Origin of the sequence: Pseudomonas sp. L7, from assembly GCF_046605565.1 — a bacterium.
GTDB classification, from domain to species: domain Bacteria; phylum Pseudomonadota; class Gammaproteobacteria; order Pseudomonadales; family Pseudomonadaceae; genus Aquipseudomonas; species Aquipseudomonas wayambapalatensis.
This window is the reverse complement of the sequence record NZ_CP176784.1, coordinates 5,163,237-5,179,785: the sequence shown is the minus strand read 5'-3', so window position 1 is coordinate 5,179,785 and position 16,549 is coordinate 5,163,237. Positions and strand designations below refer to the sequence as shown.

Genomic DNA, 16,549 nt, shown 5'->3' with positions numbered 1-16,549 from the left:
CGCCACGCGGCGGGGAGCGAGCGATGCGAATCCTGTTCATGTGCACTGCCAACAGCTGTCGCAGCATTCTGTGCGAAGCCCTGTTCAACCACCTCGCCCCGCAAGGCTACCAAGCCATCAGCGCCGGCAGCTTCCCACGAGGCCAGGTGCTGCCGCGCAGCCTGCAGACCCTGCAGCAAGCCGGCATCGCCATCGACGGCCTGAGCAGCAAGGGCAACGAAGCCTTCGAAGGCAACCCGCCAGACATCGTCATCACCGTCTGCGACAAGGCCGCTGGTGAAGCGTGCCCCGTGTACTTCGGCCCCGCGCTCAAGGCCCACTGGGGGTTGGAAGACCCTTCCGACGTGGTGGGCGACGAAGCCGCGATCGACGGCGCGTTCCGGGCAACCCTCGCGCATATTCAACGGCGTTTCGAGGCGTTCTTCGCGCTGCATCCGGATACCCTCGACCGCGACCAGCTCAAGCGCGAGCTGGACCGCATCGGCACGCTCTGAGGAGGCCACATGTCAGACACCCTGCCCAACCTCGACCTGTCGCTGTTCGGCGACCTGCCCGGGCAGCCGCAGGCCAGCGCTCACCCCCCGCGCATCCTGCTGCTGTACGGCTCGACCCGCGAACGCTCCTTCAGCCGCCTGCTGGTCGAAGAAGCCGCCCGCCTGCTGCAGCACTTCGGCGCAGACACCCGCATCTTCGACCCCTCCGGCCTGCCCCTGCCGGACGACGCCCCGGTCGATCACCCCAAGGTCCAGGAACTGCGCGAGCTGGTGCAATGGTCCGAAGGCCAGGTCTGGTGCTCGCCGGAGCGCCACGGCGCCTTGTCGGCAGTGTTCAAGGCCCAGATCGACTGGATCCCCCTCGAACTCGGCGCCATGCGCCCCACCCAGGGCAAGACCCTGGCGGTGATGCAGGTGTGCGGAGGGTCGCAGTCGTTCAACGTCGTCAACCAACTGCGCGTGCTTGGGCGCTGGATGCGCATGTTCACCATCCCCAACCAATCGTCGGTGCCCAAGGCGTACATGGAGTTCGATGAAGCGGGGCGGATGAAGCCCTCGCCGTATTACGACCGCGTGGTGGATGTGATGGAGGAATTGGTGAAGTTCACGGTGCTGTTGCGTGGGCGGGCGGAGTATCTGGTGGATCGATATTCGGAGCGGAAGGAGAGTGCGGCGGAGTTGGCGAAGCGGGTGGGGCAGGGAGCGATTTGAGGGGGCTTTTTGGCCAGCCTCGCAGGGAAACTGACCGGTTGTAGCTTTTGGTGGAACCGAATCGGGAAGCGACACGCCAGTTGTCGTTTCAGCTTGCGTGTCGGGTCTCTGCACGGCATTGTAAAGACCAATGTCATTACGCCGAGGCCCCTTTTCATGGCATCCATCAACGTCCGTATCGACGACGAACTCAAGGCGCGCGCCTACCGCGAATTGGAAAAGCTGGGCGTGACGCCTTCCGAGCTTATGCGCCAGGCACTGCAATACGTTGCCGAGCGTGGGCAGCTTCCTTTCAAGACTGTGCTGGTCACGGAGGAGGATGAGGCACTGCTGGCAACCGTCAGGGAGCGACTGGCCAATCCTCAGCGAGTGAAGGTTTCACTGGATGACCTATAGCCTCGAATTTGATGCGCGAGCGCTGAAGGAGTGGTGCAAGCTCGGGGATACGGTTCGGCAGCAACTAAAGACAAAGTTGATAGCGGTTCTGGAGAATCCACGGGTTGAGGCTAACCGGTTGAGTGATCTTCCGGACTGCTACAAGGTCAAGTTGCGTAGCAGTGGGTATCGCTTGGTTTACCAGGTTGTGGAGCAGCGGGTGGTTGTGTTTGTAGTGGCTGTGGTTAAGCGGGAGCGGGGGGAGGTTTATCGGGCGGTTGCTGGGCGGGTAGTAAACCGGGAGTAGTGTCCGATATCGAAACGTACCTCCTAATCTTAAAGCTTCCCTTGTTAGCGCTGGCTACCCTCGGAATCCGACGGAACGCCAAAACGAAAAAACCCGCCGGAAGGCGGGTTTTTCGGGGGTTCCAGAGATTTTGAAAGCTTTCTATGGAACCTTGAATGGTGCCGGCACCAGGAATCGAACCCGGGACCTACTGATTACAAGTCCACCCTATCGCCTAGCATCCATTGATAAAAGCCAGCTATCACCTGATTTTGTTGGTTATTAAGGGATATTTGGGTCAGGTATCCGAGAGCGCTGTGGACACTTTGTGGACACTCCCAGCAGCTCAACCCTGCACATCCCTTCAATCCTTTGCACAGTGTGCAATGCCTGCCAGCTCCCTGTGGCCCACGCCGCGCCTGCCGTAGCCAGCCATTGCACAGCCCAAGCCCTTTGCATTTTTTTCCGAGGCGAAGCGCGTCGGCGGGAGGGGGATAAGTGATTTCCGAAGATGATTTTTTACAGCTTCGATCTTTTTACCTCTGCCGGCCATGCTCCACAACAGAATCAAAAAATGATAGCTTTGTGCTCGCACTCTCTACGAGGATCAAAAATGAGCGATGCCGCGACATCTTTAATGAAAGTGTTGTCAGCTTTAACTTCGCCCAAAGCATCTGTGAAGTTTATTGCGGTCGCCATATTTATGATTTTTTCTTGGAAATATGTGGATCGGCAGGTTTTGGAACTTGATGTGCCGCAGCAATATGCTGAGCTTATTAAGGTGTTCTTAGGGTTGGGGCTAGGTACTTTGGCTGGTGAGGGCTTTTATTTCTTGGTTGCAGAAATACTTAAAGCGGGAAAAGACTGGCGAAGCCGCTTAGCTAATGAGAAGGAACGCGAGCGAAACGAGGCTGAAAAAGCAGTAAAGCTTGAGCAGAAGAAACGCGAGGTTGTTGAGAGTTTTGTTAAAGCATTTGCTCATTACCATATAGAGAAAAGAGAAATTCTAAGGGATCTCACTTTGCGTGAATGTTGCTTGGCCGCTCATGCTAGTGATGTAGTGGACCTAGAAGTCCAGGGTTATATAGTGAAGGTGGTTAGAGTTGATGAAAACAGAAACGTCTACAGGCTGAACGCTTTTATTCACGACTACGTTAGCAAGCAGTGGAGGGAGGAGGTAGAGATAAACGTGACAGATTTTCTTGATGATATGTCTGAGGATGAGGCTCTGCTTCTTGACTTTATGGATGAGGATTTCGAACCGGCTGGCAAAGTGATTTCTGGACCATTCGATGTAAATTTCCCCCCTATAGCTCCTTGCTTTGACGTTGAAATGACCCCTAGCGGGATAGTGCTCAGTTTTAAGCAATTATATAGGGAGGTATTCGCTGTTAGGACAGGAAGGAAATTTAAGGAGGAAGTATTTATTCCCGATGAGTATGTGGCTTATCAGTAACGAATCGCGCCTCTCTCCTAAGTTAAGGTGGCTTCTACTAGTTTTTCATAAAGCTTTTTCGCGCCCCCGGCAGAGTGGCTGAACGCGGTTGCATTACTAGGGGGTGGGGTGGGGCCATGCGTATGTGTGGCCAACTGAAGATTCATTTGGTGTACCAAATCGAGGAGGTCACACAGCACCTTCAGAACATTCACCTCTTCTGATCCCAGCCAGGTCTTCGGCGCTTGTAGGCGCTGGATGCCTGCCGTCACGCTTTGACGCATGCCATTGATGCGTTCTTGCAGGTCGCCGCCGATCGTCGCGTTGAATTTCTGTGCTACCACCAGGTTCAGATCGCGGCCAGTCGCCTGGTGCAGATCATCAATCGCCGCCAGGCTTGCGGATCCGCCCGACAACAGCTTCAGCGCGCCCAGGGCCTCAATCGTCTTGATACCCCCGACAGTCTCTATCGAATGGGCATCCACGTTCCTGGTATGGTTCTGGAACTGCTCGCGGTTCGCTAGCGACTCCACCTCGCGCTCGATCGCCTTGTCCTGGATCTTCCCATCCGTCTGGCGTAGCCAGTTGCCGTCCGCGTCCACGCGCTGCTGACAGGCCTCGCTGTGCTGCCAGACCTGGTCGCCTTTCGGTACCCGGGGCAGGCTCAGGCCATGCGGCAGGATCTGCTGGATAAACGGCTTGTGCGGCAGACCGTAGGCGAACGAGACCACAACCGTGGTGCCCTCCTCGGGGAAGCCGAACATGCCGGCTTCCTGGCCGCCCATAAGCGCTGGCAGCGGCAGACTGGTGAACACTGGCAGCGCCGGATCCGGCTCGCCGTTTGGCAGCAGTATCTGGACATCGACGCCGAAGCGCGGGCGAAAGTCGTCACATAACCCAGGGTTGGCGGGGGCATCGGGCACGGCGACCACGCACCCGAAGCGCGGCAAGTGGTAGCCCCCGGTAATTTCTGGAAATTGACGTTCTACTGCGCGCCGGATGATCTCTTCCATCACATACCTAATGTATTCGAGTATTTTGCTTCAGTGAGAAATTGTCCCAGTTTTTTTGGAGAGTCTAAGGGCTGGAATTTCTCTTCGTTTAGTAGTGTGAATATAATCTGTCGGGTGTAGTTTATTATCTTCGATAAGTCATCTTGTTTAATATCATTGCTGCCGGAGTGGACCGCGCTTGAACGGATTCCGTAAAGTCGTTTGATGTCAGAGGCTATGTGAATACACTCTTCGATTGATGAGCCCAGAATTTGCGCTGTCGCTTCGGAAATTTGGGCGACAATGGACGGGGCGAAACCTCCCTGCTCATCAATTTTCAGCAAAGACTCTAAGGCGATCATAGCTTTTATAAAAGCACTTCCCATATTGGGTTCTCGCAAGGCTTGTGCTGTCCAGTCGATGCTACGGCATATTTTCCTTTCTAAAGCATTCGCTGACGCCTCGTTTATCGAAATAAGCTTTCCTATATAAGGAGGCGGGTCTTGGAAGACTGGAGCGCTTAGGTTAACTTCGAAGTTTTCAGGGCTGTCGACGGAGTAGCCGAAGGAGTCGGAAGAGATCGTGTAAGTGAATGATTCTCGGGGGCCTGCATAGTTTACTAGGGAGAACTCGAACGATCTGCTGCCTACAATGAATGTAATCAAAGATTCAAGTTCTTGAAATGCTAAGGTCGCTAGTTCAGATACTTTTCGCGACTCGGCCGCGGTTACTTTGCATTCTGCCAGGATGCGGTGTTTGTTTTCCTTCATAAAGGATGCGTCAAACTCATGCTGGCAGTGCTGCAGGATTATTTCTGAATGCTGCGCCCAGTCGTAAATTATAAACTTACCAATCCGAACAGGTGGGGAGGCTTTATAGAAGCTGGCGCCAGTGACCTCTCGAATTACTGTGACCTCTATGTTAGGCATGTTGGCCACTTCGGATTTCAAAAAGTCTTCGTCGATCTTGCTAAATTTTTTGCTTTCAAATAATTTTTCGGCGCAGAACTTTAGAAGCCTATCCGTGAACCAGCGAAGGGAGACGTAGCGCCATGCAGGGTCTACATAGATAGCTTCGATATTCCTTTTGACCACAGACATGTCGGAGCTCTTCTCAATGAGCAAGTACCCATGGTTCCATGGAATAAGTTTTCGAAATCCTCCTTGAGGGGCATTGACTAATTGGCAGTGTTCAAGAATCTCATTTAGTCGGGTGTGAAAACTCATGATCAACTCCAGTGGGGACTGCAGGCATATTACCGCCACTTGATAGCCATTTGACTGCCAATCAACGCAACGCTTACTATCCCTTCGCCCTGGTTGATCGTTGCTCCAGGTCGCAGCCCGGGAAGGGCCGCGATCATGGCGCTCTGGTTGCCCTGGTAGCTGTCGAACAGCTCGACGGGCAGTTGCAGCGCAGGACGCACGCCGAAATAGCTGTCGGCCCAACTGCCCACGAACACCTCGCCGTCGCCCTGCTGCTGCCACATGAAGTCGGGAATGTCGTAGACCTGGGCCAGGCTTTCCATCGCCTGGTAGCCCGCCGCCAGGCTGTAGAAGTACGGCGCCCGGCTCGAGGCGTAGTGCCGATCGGGGACGCGGAAGCGCCGCCCGGTTTGGCGGCTGGCCTCCTCGAGCACGGCGCGCAGGTCCACATGGCGCAGGTTCATCGGCATCGGCTTGGCCAGGATCGCGGCCAGCTCGCGGCAGAACAGCACCTGCTGTTTCGAGTTCGCTGCAGTACTGCGTCACACCTTTGCCAGCCACTACATGGCTAACGGTGGGGACATCCTGACCCTCCAACGTGTCCTTGGACATTCCTCGCTGGTAATGACGATGCGCTACGCACACTTCAGCCCTGGTCATCTTGCTGAGGTTGTAACACTTAATCCCATTGCGACCTTGGCAGGTGGATGATGAAGGAAGGGCTAGATTGGTGCGCTGTAATCTGGCAAGTGACGGGGGCCAGTACCAGCGGCGACTCCAATGAGTATATGCCGCTGATAGTCGCGGTGATGGCTGGATGTTTCACCGTCGCGGCCGTCATTCTTGGGCGAATTTTCCAAGATTTTTTGGAGCGGCGTAGTGTCAGAGCTTCGCTATTAGCAGAGGTGGCTGCTCTTAGGGATGTAGTCAGAATGCGAGGTTATCTAGGCGATCTTCGGGACACAGCAGAGGAGCTGAGGGGAGAGCTTGGCAGGCAGATGAGGGAAGAAGGGAAAGTCTGGAAGTTCCACATCCCTATAACGTCGGACTACAACCAAATCTATAAGGCGAACCTAAGTCGCTTGGGGGTTTTGTCAGAGCACGAAGCAGTATCTATTGTTCGCTTCCACCTGCTAGCAGAGAGCGTTCGAACGGATGTCTCGGAAGGAGGCATTCTGTATGAAGGTAGCGATGATGAGGAAGATTTCGACGATGCAGCGGACCTGCTGGAGCAGGCAATGGCTTTGGCTGGAGAGCTTGTCGCGAAGCGGTTGCCCTGGTGGAAGCGCGTGCCGCTAAAGATGTGGACACTTTGTGGACGTTGAAAGAGCTTGAAAGACTGCTGAGCATTCTTCCAGAAAGACGAAAGCCCCGCATTGCGGGGCTTCTAAGGTGGTGCCGGCACCAGGAATCGAACCCGGGACCTACTGATTACAAGTCAGTTGCTCTACCATCTGAGCTATACCGGCATAGGCGCGTCATTATAGCGATCGGTTGGCTGCTGTAAACCACTTCCTTGCATTCAACGCGAAATCGCCTAAGTCGCCGCCCTCAAAGGAGAAAATCCTACCAGCCGCGGTGGATGCTGTTGACGCTCGGTTCAGGCTCTGCGGGGTTGAAAAACAGCTTGTGGTTGTCGCAACCGCGCTTGCGGCAGCGGTCGTCCACTCGCAGGGGCAGGCCGCGGTCGCCGCCGAGCTGCATGCCGGGGGTTTCCCAGTCCAGGTTCGAGGTTCTTGGGGTGTAGCTGCTGCTACTGCTGGAGCAGCCGCTCAGGGCCAGGCCAAGGGCCAGAAGGGTGAAAGGCGTGGTGTATTTCACGTGTCGAAATCCGTTCATCTATCAATCTGGGTTGCGAATGCGCTGGATGGTGCCACCGCAGGCCATGTAGCAGCTGTCGTATTCGCGGCCGCAACTGTAGCTGGATGAGCTGCCGAATGGGTAGCTCGGTTGGTAGCAGTTGTGACGCGCTTCCTTCTTGCTCTTGCCGGTCTTGCAGTACTGGTAGGCACGCATTTCGGCCTGGTACAGGGCGCGCTGGCTGTTTTGTTCCAGACGCTCCAGTTGCTGGCAATGCCTGCGCTCGCTCGAGCAGCTGTTGATGCAGTTCATGCCATGCGCGCTGGGCGGTGGCGAATACCTATACGTGTAACTCGGGCCGCAGCCGCTGATCAGCCAGGTGGCCAGCAGTACGGCGAGTAAACCTTTGTGGGGCAAATACATGGGTGTTGCAGTCCTTGATCATTCCTCGCTGAACTCCAGCAGGTCGCCGGGTTGGCAGTTCAGCGCGCGACACAGCTTCTCGAGGGTTTCGATCTTGAAGCCCTTGATCTTGCCGTTCTTCAGCAGCGACAGGTTCGCTTCCGTTATGCCGATGATTTCCGCCAGGTCCTTGGAACGGATCTTGTTCCGGGCCATGACGACGTCGAGGCGGATGATTATCGGCATAAGGGCTGGCTAGACATAACAGTTGTGTTCATCGCTGATGGTCTTGGCGTCACGCATGAGCAGCGAGAAGGCGCAGAGCAGAATGCCTTTCATGATCTCGTAGACAGCCTCGGATGATACACCGATCGACACGCTGAAGCTCCTTTCGCCAGCAGGCAGGTCGATGGCCAGCGCCAAGCCCTCGAAAGTGCCGATCAGCGACCAGAGCAGCGGCGAGCCGATGCACAGCAGGCCGACCCACCAGAGCAGGCGGATGTTGGGCAGGGTCCAGGTCTGGCCCTTGGACAGGCGCATGAAGAAGATGCCGGTCAGTAGCAGGGCGAATGCCGAAATGGCGGTGGGAATCAGGTCGAGGAAGAACACCAGGCCGATCGCCAGGTGAGACGGTTGGTAGCCTTCGGCGAGGAGCAGCGGCATCTGGTCGCCGTAGGCCTGCAGGTAGGCGGAAACCATGGTGGGGTAGTCGAGCAGCCAGAGCATCGGCGTGCCGCCGAACTCGACGGCAGCGGTGGTCCAGGCCAGAAGGGCGGCCAGGGCGCCGATGGTGCGCAATCGGGAGCGCGCATAGGCGACGGATCTACTGTTCATGGGGTGCCTCCGTACAGTGATGAACGGGGTGGATTATTCTTGATAAATTATCGTAATACAATAATTTATTTTTCTGTAATAGCTTTTGCGACGCTTTGCCGCAGTGGGAACTTGAACCAGGTGTGGGAGCGGGTTTACCCGCGAAGAAGACACCGCGCTGCCTGGCACGGGCTACGCCCGTGTTCGCGGGCAAGCCCGCTCCTACAGGGGGATTGGGCTGGCCTTTAGATTTTGAACAAGACAGTTGCTACCAGGGGGTTGCGTCGGATCTGGGATTTGGCTTATGCACAAGCGGCATGCAGGTGCTGCGCGAGAGGCATGCCGAAGCGCTGCGCCGTTGGTCTTTGCGCAAAGGCCTGTTTTTGTTGGCGTTCGCTTACTGAAGGGAATAAGTGAAGCGGGTGAAATAGCCAGTGGATCCAATAAACCGTGAATTTCATCACAAGCTTGTTCACAGAGTTATCCACAGGTTTTCCGGCTATTCCCGCTCCCCCAGCAGCAGTAGGTTGCGCGGAGTCAGTGGATAGCTGCAGAACTCGCCCAGGCGCACGTTGTAACCCTGTTCCTGAAGGAACAGCGCACGATCGAGCACCAGCCACAACTCCAGCGGTCGACGGAACAGGTTGCGCAGTAGTTCGAGGTTGCGCACTTCGGCCAGGCGTTGCCAGCCGGCGGCTTCCAGCGCCGCCCAGTTGGGGTGGCCGTTCAGCGGCACCTGGCGCAGGGCTGCGAGGTCGCGGCAGTAGTCTTCGAAGGATTTGTCCAGCCAGGCGGTTGGCAGCGATGGGGTCGGCAAGTAGTCGTCGCAGTGGCGCTGCTGGCGCTGCAACAGGTCGAAGCCCAGGCGACGGGCCATCGAGGTGTCGCGCAGGCGGCGCGCGCGGGCGCCGGAGGTGACGGTTTCGCTCAGTGGCAGGCCGAGGTCGGTGATGCTCAGTTGCAATGTCGAGGCCTGCGCGGTGCTCGACAGTGCCTGGTAATGCTCGCGCTGGGTGCGGTTGTAGCAGCAGGGTGCGATGGCGATCTGTCGGCAGCCTTGCGCGCTGGCCAGTTGCAGAAGGCGCACGTGCAGGTCGCCGCAGGCGTGCAGGGCGACCACGCTGTGATCGCGGGTCAGGTGGCGAACGCTGTCAGCGGCCATCACATCCTGGTGCAGGTGGTGCGCGGGCAGGTGGTGGTGGTCACTCAGTGCCTGGCCGGCTGCGACGAGCTCGGCGTCGTATTCGAGGCAGGTCAATTGCTGGCCGGGCTGCAGCAGCCGGCGGCCCAGGTGTCCTTTGCCCGAACACCAGTCCAGCCAGTGGGTCGTGGGCTGCTTGAAGCTCAGGCGGCTGCCGAAGGCTTCGATCTGCTGCCACTTGCGGCCGGGCACGTTGACCGCCAGGCGATGACCCGCTGTGTGCAGGTCGGCCAGGGGCAGTTCGGCGACGCGGGATAGCTGCCGGGCCTGGTCCGCGAGTTGCGGGAAGGGCGCGGGGGCGGGCAGTCGTTCGGGGTGCTGTGCGGCGGCTTCGGCTTGCTCCAGGGTGCGGGTGCGCAGCCATTGGGCGAGCTCGGGATGGCGGGATTCCCATTCCAGGCGCAGGGCGGTGAAGGGGCGGGGTTTCCACACGGATTCGTGCTGGAGCAGGAACTGGTCCAGGGCCTGGAAGCGGGCGCTCAGTTGGTCGGGGTGGAGGAATGGGGTCGGGGGCATGGAGGGTGGTCGGTGGTGAGGCCTTCGCGGGCAAGCCCGCTCCTACAACAACCCTCCAATCATGCAGGGCAGCTGTGGCAGCGGACTTACGCGCGAAAGGTCAGCGCGGGTTCAGATCACCGCCCCTGGCAGGCGTCGACGCGCAACCAGCGCTCGAGCAGCTTGAAACCCTGCACCAGGACGAACGAAATCAACAGGTAGAACACGCCCGCCGCAAAGAAGATCTCCACCGGCAGGTAGGTGCGGGCGATGATCGTGCGCGCCATGCCGGTCAGTTCCAGCAGCGTCACGGTACTGGCCAGGGCGCTGGCCTTGAGCATCAGGATCACTTCGTTGCTGTACGCCGGCAGGCCGATGCGCGCGGCGCGCGGCAGCATGATGTAGAACAGTGCCTTGCCGCGCGACATGCCCAGCGCGCGCGCCGCCTCGATCTCGCCCTTGGGGATCGCCTGCAGCGCACCGCGCAGGATCTCGGCGATGTAGGCGGCGGTGTGCAGAGTCATGGTCAGCACCGTGCACCAGAACGGATCGCGCAGGTAGGGCCACAGCGAGCTGCTACGCACCAGGTCGAACTGCGCCAGGCCGTAGTACACCAGGAACAACTGCACCAGCAGCGGTGTGCCGCGGAAGAAGAAGATGTAGCCGTAGGGCAGGGCGCGCACGTACCAGTGGCGCGAGGAACGGGCGATGCCCAGCGGGATGGCCAGGATCAGCCCGGCAACGACCGCGATGGCCACCAGCTCCAGGGTCAGGGTCGCGCCCTGGGCCAGGCGTGGCAGCCACTTGATGATGACTTCCCAGTTCATTGCGCGGCCCTCATGAAGCCGCGAGCGGCGCGTTTTTCAAGGAAATGCATGCCGGCCATGGCGACGATGGTCAGGCACAGGTAGATGCAGGCGGCGACGGCATAGAAGGTGAACGGCTCCTTGGTCACGGTCACGCCGATCTGGGCGTGGCGCATGATTTCTTCGAGGCCGATCACCGACACCAGCGCAGTGTCCTTCATCAGGATCATGAACAGGTTGCCCAGGCCCGGCAGGGCCACGCGCCACATCTGTGGCAGGATGATCCGCGACAGGATGCGCCCCTTCGACAGCCCCAGTGCCAGGCCCGCTTCACGGTGGCCCTTGGGGATCGCCAGGATCGCGCCGCGGAACACTTCCGTGGCGTAGGCGCCGAAGCACAGGCCCAGGGCGATCACGCCCGCGGCGAAGGCGCTGAGCTCCAGGCCGGGCATGTTCAGGGCATCGCCGAGGCTGCTCATCAGCCCGACGGTGCCGAAATAGATCAGCAGGACCCATAGCAGCTCGGGCACGCCGCGAACCAGGGTCGAGTAGGTGCCGCCAAGCCATTGCAGCGGCTTGATCGGCGAGGTCTTGGCCAGTGCGCCGAGCAGTCCAAGGACCAGCCCCAGCAGCAAGGCACAGAGCGCCAGTTTTACGGTCATCAGGGTGCCAGCCAACATGGCCGGACCGAATCCGTGCAGGTCGATATTCATGGGCAGGGTGCGTTCAAGGGACCGGCACCGCGCAGCGGCGGTGCCAGTCGGGGCGTATCAGTAGATGCTGAACGGGAAGTACTTGTCGTTGATCTTCTTGTACGTGCCGTCGGCGATGATTTCCTTCAGAGCAGCGTTCAGCTTCTCACGCAGCGGATCGCCTTTACGCACGGCGATACCGATCTTGTCGCTCTCTTCCACCGGATCGCCCTTGAACTCGTAGTTCTGGCCGTCCTTGCTCTTGAGCCACTCGTACTGCACGTACTTGTCGGCCAGGATGCCGTCGATACGGCCGGCGATCAGGTCCAGGTAGGCGTTTTCCTGGGTGTCGTAGAGCTTCACATCGACATCGCTGCCGTAGTGGTCTTCCAGCCAGGTGCCGGCCAGGGTGGCGCGCTGGGTGCCGATGGTCTTGCCCTTGAGCGAAGCCTTGTCGGTCTTGAAGTCAGCGTTTTTCGGCGCGATGAACTGCAGCTTGTTGGAGTAGTAGGGCTCGGTGAAGTCCACGGCCTGCTTGCGCTCGTCGGTGATCGACAGCGACGACACCAGGAAGTCGAACTTCTTGGCGTTCAGGGCGGGGATGATGCCGTCCCAGTCGGAGGTCACGACCGAGCACTCGACTTTCATCTTGGCGCACAGGGCGTCGCCGATGTCCTTGTCGAAGCCGACCACGTTGCCGCTGGCATCCTTGTTGTTGAACGGCGGGTAGGCCGCCTCGATACCCATGCGCAGTTTTTCCGCGGCCAGGGCGTTGGCCGACATCACCAGCGTGGCGGCAGCGGCCAGGAGGAATTTCTTGTAGGTCTGCATGTGTTGCTCCGTTTAGCGGTGGCTGGACATGAATTGCTTGCAACGCGCCGAGGTCGGGTTTTCGAAGACCTGTTGCGGCGATCCTTGCTCTTCCACGAGGCCCTGGTGCAGGAAGACCACTTCACTGGACACCTGGCGGGCAAAGTTCATCTCGTGCGTTACCAGCAGCATGGTACGGCCTTCGTCGGCCAGTGCGCGGATAACGTTAAGCACTTCCTGGACCATTTCCGGATCGAGCGCCGAAGTCGGCTCGTCGAACAGGATGACCTTGGGCTTCATGGCCAGGGTGCGGGCGATGGCGGCGCGCTGCTGCTGGCCACCGGAAAGTTGGGCGGGATAGCTGTGACGCTTGTCGTGGATGCCGACCTTGTTCAGCAGCGCCTCGGCCGCTTCGATGGCCTCGGCCTTGCTCTGGCCGAGCACGCGGCGTGGCGCCTCGATGATGTTGTCGAGGATCGACATGTGCGGCCACAGGTTGAAATTCTGGAAGACGAAGCCGATTTCGCTGCGCAGACGGTTGATCTGGCGGTTGTCGGCGGCGATCAGGTCGCCGGTCTTGGTGGGCTTGAGCTTGAGCGCTTCGCCGGCGACGAGGATTTCACCCTGGTGCGGGTTCTCGAGCAGGTTGATGCAGCGCAGCAGGGTGGACTTGCCGGAACCGGACGAACCGAGGATCGAGATCACGTCACCGTCGCGCGCGGTCAGCGAAATGCCCTTGAGAATTTCCTGATCGCCGTAGCGTTTGTGCAGATTGCGGATTTCCAGCGCGGGCGTGGCCTGGGCCATGTGCGGTCCTCATGTGTTCGGGTGCGTTCCCAGCTGTTGGCGGCCTTCCTGGCGAGCGCAACGCTAGCATAGCGGCGTAATGGCGGCCAACCGGGTCGCAGCAGGCTCGGGTCGTTGACAGGACAGTTTGTCGCATCGCTGCAGTGCAACGTCGCGCGGATGTCCGCAACACGGTGCGCTTGGCGCCGGAGCCTTGATGAAAAAAGGCGCGATGGTGCCAGTTTTGGGCTAGGGAGGGAAGCGGTTTTGCTTTTGTTCGGTGGTGTGGCCGTGGCTCAAACTGTAGGAGCGGGCTTGCCCGCGAAGGCCACACCACCGACTCAAGGTTGCACGCCGAGGTTGCACCTTTTGTGCCCCTGATCGGTGCAAAGGTGTTACCAAGGACTACCTTTAGTGCATTTGTAAGTGGGTATTTCAGTAATGCACACTTGGCCCGCAGGCCTGGATGGGCATTCGGTCAAACCCTGGCCGAATGCCCGCAAGGCCCCGCCATTCGGGACTGAGGCAATATTCAGACGAATGATTTTCCGCGCTGGCGCACTTATTGCCAGCTGGAAAGCGCCGATTGCCAAGGCGTCTAAATCAACCCCTGGCGCGCTTCGTTATCAGCAATCGGGTGGTCCACTCCTTACAAAGGTAGTTTTATGAGCGGTAAGCACAATTCCAATGACCTCGCTCAGGGGCTCAAACAACGGCATGTCACCATGCTGTCCATTGCTGGCGTCATCGGCGCCGGTCTGTTCGTCGGCTCCGGCCACGCCATCGCCGCAGCCGGCCCGGCGGTCCTGCTCGCCTATGCTGCTGCCGGTACTCTCGTGGTGCTGGTGATGCGCATGCTCGGCGAGATGGCCGTCGCCTCGCCAGACACCGGTTCGTTCTCGACCTACGCCGACCGCGCCATCGGGCGCTGGGCCGGCTTCACCATCGGCTGGCTGTACTGGTGGTTCTGGGTGCTGGTGATCCCGCTGGAGGCCAACGCCGCTGCAGCGATCCTGCATGCCTGGTTCCCGGCCGTCGACCTGTGGGCGTTCTCGCTGGTGATCACCCTGGCGCTGACCATCACCAACCTGTTCAGCGTGAAGAACTACGGCGAGTTCGAGTTCTGGTTCGCCCTGCTCAAGGTGCTGGCGATCATCGCCTTCATCGTCGTCGGCTGCGCGGCCATGTTCGGCATGGTGCCGGGCAGCCAGGTCAGCGGTGTCAGCCACCTGTTCGATACCCAGGGCTTCATGCCCAATGGCCTCGGTGCAGTGCTGGCGGCCATGCTGACCACCATGTTCTCGTTCATGGGCACCGAAATCGTCACCATCGCGGCCGCCGAGTCCAAGGACCCAGGCAAGCAGATCAGCCGTGCGACCAACTCGGTGATCTGGCGTATCTGCCTGTTCTACCTGGTGTCGATCTTCCTGGTCGTGGCCATGGTGCCGTGGAACGATCCGACCCTCGCGGAGAAAGGTTCCTACCAGACCGTCCTGAGCCTGATCGGTGTGCCCAATGCCAAGCTGATCGTCGACATCGTCGTGCTGATCGCCGTGACCAGCTGCCTGAACTCGGCGCTGTACACCTCTTCGCGCATGCTGTTCTCCCTGAGCAAGCGTGGCGACGCACCGGCCGTGGCCCAGCGCACCACCAAGGCGGGCACCCCGCACTGGGCGGTCATGCTGTCGACCGCTGCGGCCTTCCTCTGCGTGTTCGCCAACTTCGTCGCGCCGGCCCAGGTGTTCGAGTTCCTGCTGGCCAGCTCCGGCGCCATTGCGCTGCTGGTGTACCTGGTGATCGCCGTTTCCCAGCTGCGCATGCGTGCCCAGCGTGAAGCGCGCGGCGAGAAGATCTCGTTCAAGATGTGGCTGTTCCCGGGGCTGACCTGGGCGACCATTGCCTTCATCGTGGCTGTGCTGGTGGTGATGGCGCTGCGTGAAGATCACCGGATCGAGATCATCGCGACGGCCTTGCTGAGCATCGCCGTGGTCGCGGCGGGCCTTTTGCTGCACCGCAAGCGCGGTGCTGCCGGGCAGGTGGCGCTGGATAACTGATCCGCATCGCGCAAATGAAAAGGCCGCGTCCTGTGAGGGACGCGGCCTTTTTCATGGGCGGCGAATCGCTGTCTTGCTCAGGCAAAGCCTTGCTGGCGCCAGGCCTCGTATACCGTGACGGCCACGGTATTGGACAGGTTCAGGCTGCGACACCCGGGCCGCATCGGCAGGCGCAGGCGTTGCTCGGCGGGCAGGCTGTCCAGCACCTCGGCAGGCAGGCCGCGGCTTTCAGGGCCGAACAGGAAGGCATCGCCCGGCTGGTAGGCCACTTCATGGAAGGAGTGCGAGGCCTTGGTGGTAAAGGCGAACAGGCGCGGCTGCCCCAGGCTCTCCAGGCATGCTTCGAGGCTCTCGTGGCGCTTGAGCGTGGCATACTCGTGGTAATCCAGCCCCGCACGACGCAGGCGCTTGTCGTCCAGCTCGAAGCCGATCGGCTCGATCAGGTGCAGGTCGCAGCCGCTGTTGGCGCAGAGGCGGATGATATTGCCGGTGTTCGGCGGAATTTCTGGTTGAAAGAGGATGACGTGAAACATGCACGGCTCCAGGCACGAAGATGACGAGCATTCTACCCTCGAACCGGACCCGCGTTCGAAGGCTTGGCCGCGTGTGTTGCTGTCGATGGCGATCGTCGGTGTGATGGTGGGGCTGATGATCGGTCGCCTGACCGCGCCTGACGTACGTGTGCTCGAGCGGGTCGAGGTGGTGCAGGATGGCCTCGACCTGTGGTTCAACGAAGCCCCCAAGCTGCATGGCGAAAACGTCGAAGGGACGGTGGCCGTGGTGTTCCAGGCCGAGGGCAAGGCCCAGCGCGGACAGTTGAGCCTGCAGGGCCGGCCGGTGGGCTGGCGCTTGCAGCAGAGCGAGGAAGGGTTGGTGCTGACGGTGGTTGCCGCGCGTCCTCTGAGCGGCACTTGGGCCGCTGCAGAGGACGCCGGACACTGGCGAGTGCAGGTCAGGCTGCACGAATAAAAGAGGGGATGTCTCGGCCTGCCTGTACCAAGGTCCCCAAAACGGGCGATGTTGCGAATAAAAGAGGGAGTCCCGGCCTGCCTGTACCGAGGTCCCCAAAACGGGCGGTGTTGCGAATAAAAGAGGGAGTCCCGGCCTGCCTGTACCGAGGTCCCCAAAACGGGCGGTGTTGCGAATAAAAGAGGGGATATCCCGGCCTGCCTGTACCGAGGCCCCCGAAACT

20 protein-coding genes, 1 tRNA gene and 2 pseudogenes are annotated in these 16,549 nt (G+C 59.6%); 9 read left to right on the top strand and 14 right to left on the bottom strand.

The annotated features are described in order from the left end of the window. Nucleotides 1–23 precede the first annotated feature (23 nt). The 5 genes from ACK3BK_RS23705 to ACK3BK_RS23685 all read left to right on the top strand — a co-directional run bounded on the left by ACK3BK_RS23705 (nucleotide 24) and on the right by ACK3BK_RS23685 (nucleotide 3,322). A complete protein-coding gene (locus ACK3BK_RS23705; protein ID WP_186711456.1) occupies nucleotides 24–494 on the top strand; it encodes an arsenate reductase ArsC in 471 nt (156 codons plus the stop codon). A 9-nt stretch (nucleotides 495–503) separates the two neighbouring features. Continuing rightward, entirely contained in the window at nucleotides 504–1,205 is a 702-nt protein-coding gene (arsH, locus tag ACK3BK_RS23700) for an arsenical resistance protein ArsH (RefSeq protein ID WP_411383430.1), read from the top strand. Nucleotides 1,206–1,361: 156 nt separating this feature from the next. Further along, on the top strand, nucleotides 1,362–1,601 hold the full coding sequence (locus ACK3BK_RS23695) for a type II toxin-antitoxin system RelB/DinJ family antitoxin (protein ID WP_411383429.1): 240 nt from the start codon (nucleotides 1,362–1,364) through the stop codon (nucleotides 1,599–1,601). After that, nucleotides 1,591–1,887, top strand: coding sequence for a type II toxin-antitoxin system RelE family toxin (locus ACK3BK_RS23690; RefSeq protein WP_411383428.1), 297 nt, complete (start codon nucleotides 1,591–1,593; stop codon nucleotides 1,885–1,887). The genes ACK3BK_RS23695 and ACK3BK_RS23690 overlap by 11 nt, the downstream gene beginning before the upstream one ends. A gap of 592 nt (nucleotides 1,888–2,479) precedes the next feature. Next, a complete protein-coding gene (locus tag ACK3BK_RS23685; protein WP_411383427.1) occupies nucleotides 2,480–3,322 on the top strand; it encodes a hypothetical protein in 843 nt (280 codons plus the stop codon). A 17-nt stretch (nucleotides 3,323–3,339) separates the two neighbouring features. Here the strand turns inward: ACK3BK_RS23685 and ACK3BK_RS23680 are convergent, their stop codons facing one another. From ACK3BK_RS23680 to ACK3BK_RS23670, 3 genes and pseudogenes are all read right to left on the bottom strand, one after another. After that, entirely contained in the window at nucleotides 3,340–4,314 is a 975-nt protein-coding gene (locus ACK3BK_RS23680) for a hypothetical protein (protein ID WP_411383426.1), read from the bottom strand. Beyond that, a complete protein-coding gene (locus ACK3BK_RS23675) occupies nucleotides 4,314–5,519 on the bottom strand; it encodes a hypothetical protein (RefSeq protein WP_411383425.1) in 1,206 nt (401 codons plus the stop codon). Before ACK3BK_RS23675 ends, ACK3BK_RS23680 begins: the two co-directional genes overlap by 1 nt. Nucleotides 5,520–5,548: 29 nt before the next feature. Continuing rightward, nucleotides 5,549–6,040: pseudogene (locus ACK3BK_RS23670) on the bottom strand (hypothetical protein); the annotation flags it as partial. On the opposite strand from ACK3BK_RS23670, the pseudogene ACK3BK_RS23665 reads away from it, so the two are divergent. Together ACK3BK_RS23665 and ACK3BK_RS23660 are read left to right on the top strand one after the other, a co-directional pair. After that, nucleotides 6,033–6,209 (top strand): annotated as a pseudogene (locus tag ACK3BK_RS23665) (tyrosine-type recombinase/integrase); the annotation flags it as partial. The pseudogenes ACK3BK_RS23670 and ACK3BK_RS23665 overlap by 8 nt on opposite strands. 77 nt (nucleotides 6,210–6,286) lie before the next feature. Beyond that, the gene (locus ACK3BK_RS23660; protein WP_411383424.1) at nucleotides 6,287–6,823 is read left to right on the top strand and encodes a hypothetical protein; all 537 of its coding nucleotides are present in this window, start codon (nucleotides 6,287–6,289) and stop codon (nucleotides 6,821–6,823) included. 68 nt (nucleotides 6,824–6,891) lie between these two features. Here the strand turns inward: ACK3BK_RS23660 and ACK3BK_RS23655 are convergent. The 10 genes from ACK3BK_RS23655 to ACK3BK_RS23610 all read right to left on the bottom strand — a co-directional run bounded on the left by ACK3BK_RS23655 (nucleotide 6,892) and on the right by ACK3BK_RS23610 (nucleotide 13,324). Then, a tRNA-Thr gene (locus ACK3BK_RS23655) sits at nucleotides 6,892–6,967 on the bottom strand. A gap of 97 nt (nucleotides 6,968–7,064) precedes the next feature. Next, nucleotides 7,065–7,319, bottom strand: coding sequence for a hypothetical protein (locus ACK3BK_RS23650; protein WP_411383423.1), 255 nt, complete (start codon nucleotides 7,317–7,319; stop codon nucleotides 7,065–7,067). Between the two features lie 21 nt (nucleotides 7,320–7,340). Then, on the bottom strand, nucleotides 7,341–7,721 hold the full coding sequence (locus ACK3BK_RS23645) for a hypothetical protein (RefSeq protein WP_186711746.1): 381 nt from the start codon (nucleotides 7,719–7,721) through the stop codon (nucleotides 7,341–7,343). 18 nt (nucleotides 7,722–7,739) lie between these two features. Further along, a complete protein-coding gene (locus tag ACK3BK_RS23640; protein ID WP_043211003.1) occupies nucleotides 7,740–7,946 on the bottom strand; it encodes a helix-turn-helix domain-containing protein in 207 nt (68 codons plus the stop codon). 9 nt (nucleotides 7,947–7,955) lie between these two features. Further along, entirely contained in the window at nucleotides 7,956–8,534 is a 579-nt protein-coding gene (locus tag ACK3BK_RS23635; RefSeq protein ID WP_186721381.1) for a hypothetical protein, read from the bottom strand. Nucleotides 8,535–9,012: 478 nt separating this feature from the next. Continuing rightward, nucleotides 9,013–10,230, bottom strand: a complete 1,218-nt coding sequence (locus ACK3BK_RS23630; RefSeq protein ID WP_411383422.1) for a methyltransferase — start codon at nucleotides 10,228–10,230, stop codon at nucleotides 9,013–9,015. Nucleotides 10,231–10,346: 116 nt separating this feature from the next. Continuing rightward, complete coding sequence (locus ACK3BK_RS23625; RefSeq protein ID WP_186665732.1) at nucleotides 10,347–11,036, bottom strand: ABC transporter permease; 690 nt, start codon at nucleotides 11,034–11,036, stop codon at nucleotides 10,347–10,349. Beyond that, entirely contained in the window at nucleotides 11,033–11,728 is a 696-nt protein-coding gene (locus ACK3BK_RS23620) for an ABC transporter permease (protein ID WP_186665733.1), read from the bottom strand. The genes ACK3BK_RS23625 and ACK3BK_RS23620 overlap by 4 nt, the downstream gene beginning before the upstream one ends. Nucleotides 11,729–11,785: 57 nt before the next feature. Then, a complete protein-coding gene (locus ACK3BK_RS23615) occupies nucleotides 11,786–12,538 on the bottom strand; it encodes an ABC transporter substrate-binding protein (RefSeq protein ID WP_186665736.1) in 753 nt (250 codons plus the stop codon). A gap of 12 nt (nucleotides 12,539–12,550) precedes the next feature. Beyond that, nucleotides 12,551–13,324 carry an ABC transporter ATP-binding protein gene (locus ACK3BK_RS23610; protein ID WP_054895291.1) on the bottom strand — a complete coding sequence of 258 codons (774 nt, stop codon included), beginning with the start codon at nucleotides 13,322–13,324 and terminating at the stop codon, nucleotides 12,551–12,553. A 644-nt stretch (nucleotides 13,325–13,968) separates the two neighbouring features. Between ACK3BK_RS23610 and gabP the strand changes: the two genes are divergently transcribed. After that, on the top strand, nucleotides 13,969–15,357 hold the full coding sequence (gene gabP / locus ACK3BK_RS23605) for a GABA permease (protein WP_054895290.1): 1,389 nt from the start codon (nucleotides 13,969–13,971) through the stop codon (nucleotides 15,355–15,357). Between the two features lie 77 nt (nucleotides 15,358–15,434). On the opposite strand, the gene trmL is transcribed toward gabP, so the two are convergent. Beyond that, a complete protein-coding gene (trmL, locus tag ACK3BK_RS23600) occupies nucleotides 15,435–15,890 on the bottom strand; it encodes a tRNA (uridine(34)/cytosine(34)/5-carboxymethylaminomethyluridine(34)-2'-O)-methyltransferase TrmL (protein ID WP_411383421.1) in 456 nt (151 codons plus the stop codon). On the opposite strand from trmL, the gene ACK3BK_RS23595 reads away from it, so the two are divergent. After that, on the top strand, nucleotides 15,889–16,326 hold the full coding sequence (locus ACK3BK_RS23595) for a hypothetical protein (protein WP_402762789.1): 438 nt from the start codon (nucleotides 15,889–15,891) through the stop codon (nucleotides 16,324–16,326). The genes trmL and ACK3BK_RS23595 overlap by 2 nt on opposite strands. Nucleotides 16,327–16,549 lie beyond the last annotated feature (223 nt).

Excerpts from the sequence above, each read along its gene's own strand:
- ACK3BK_RS23705 (WP_186711456.1), top strand. The coding sequence starts at position 24 with ATGCGAATCCTGTTCATGTGCACTGCCAACAGCTGTCGCAGCATTCTG.
- arsH (WP_411383430.1), top strand. The coding sequence starts at position 504 with ATGTCAGACACCCTGCCCAACCTCGACCTGTCGCTGTTCGGCGACCTG.
- ACK3BK_RS23695 (WP_411383429.1), top strand. The coding sequence starts at position 1,362 with ATGGCATCCATCAACGTCCGTATCGACGACGAACTCAAGGCGCGCGCC.
- ACK3BK_RS23690 (WP_411383428.1), top strand. The coding sequence starts at position 1,591 with ATGACCTATAGCCTCGAATTTGATGCGCGAGCGCTGAAGGAGTGGTGC.
- ACK3BK_RS23685 (WP_411383427.1), top strand. The coding sequence starts at position 2,480 with ATGAGCGATGCCGCGACATCTTTAATGAAAGTGTTGTCAGCTTTAACT.
- ACK3BK_RS23680 (WP_411383426.1), bottom strand. The coding sequence starts at position 4,314 with ATGGAAGAGATCATCCGGCGCGCAGTAGAACGTCAATTTCCAGAAATT.
- ACK3BK_RS23675 (WP_411383425.1), bottom strand. The coding sequence starts at position 5,519 with ATGAGTTTTCACACCCGACTAAATGAGATTCTTGAACACTGCCAATTA.
- ACK3BK_RS23660 (WP_411383424.1), top strand. The coding sequence starts at position 6,287 with ATGCCGCTGATAGTCGCGGTGATGGCTGGATGTTTCACCGTCGCGGCC.
- ACK3BK_RS23645 (WP_186711746.1), bottom strand. The coding sequence starts at position 7,721 with ATGTATTTGCCCCACAAAGGTTTACTCGCCGTACTGCTGGCCACCTGG.
- ACK3BK_RS23640 (WP_043211003.1), bottom strand. The coding sequence starts at position 7,946 with ATGCCGATAATCATCCGCCTCGACGTCGTCATGGCCCGGAACAAGATC.
- ACK3BK_RS23635 (WP_186721381.1), bottom strand. The coding sequence starts at position 8,534 with ATGAACAGTAGATCCGTCGCCTATGCGCGCTCCCGATTGCGCACCATC.
- ACK3BK_RS23630 (WP_411383422.1), bottom strand. The coding sequence starts at position 10,230 with ATGCCCCCGACCCCATTCCTCCACCCCGACCAACTGAGCGCCCGCTTC.
- ACK3BK_RS23625 (WP_186665732.1), bottom strand. The coding sequence starts at position 11,036 with ATGAACTGGGAAGTCATCATCAAGTGGCTGCCACGCCTGGCCCAGGGC.
- ACK3BK_RS23620 (WP_186665733.1), bottom strand. The coding sequence starts at position 11,728 with ATGAATATCGACCTGCACGGATTCGGTCCGGCCATGTTGGCTGGCACC.
- ACK3BK_RS23615 (WP_186665736.1), bottom strand. The coding sequence starts at position 12,538 with ATGCAGACCTACAAGAAATTCCTCCTGGCCGCTGCCGCCACGCTGGTG.
- ACK3BK_RS23610 (WP_054895291.1), bottom strand. The coding sequence starts at position 13,324 with ATGGCCCAGGCCACGCCCGCGCTGGAAATCCGCAATCTGCACAAACGC.
- gabP (WP_054895290.1), top strand. The coding sequence starts at position 13,969 with ATGAGCGGTAAGCACAATTCCAATGACCTCGCTCAGGGGCTCAAACAA.
- ACK3BK_RS23595 (WP_402762789.1), top strand. The coding sequence starts at position 15,889 with ATGCACGGCTCCAGGCACGAAGATGACGAGCATTCTACCCTCGAACCG.
- trmL (WP_411383421.1), bottom strand. The coding sequence starts at position 15,890 with ATGTTTCACGTCATCCTCTTTCAACCAGAAATTCCGCCGAACACCGGC.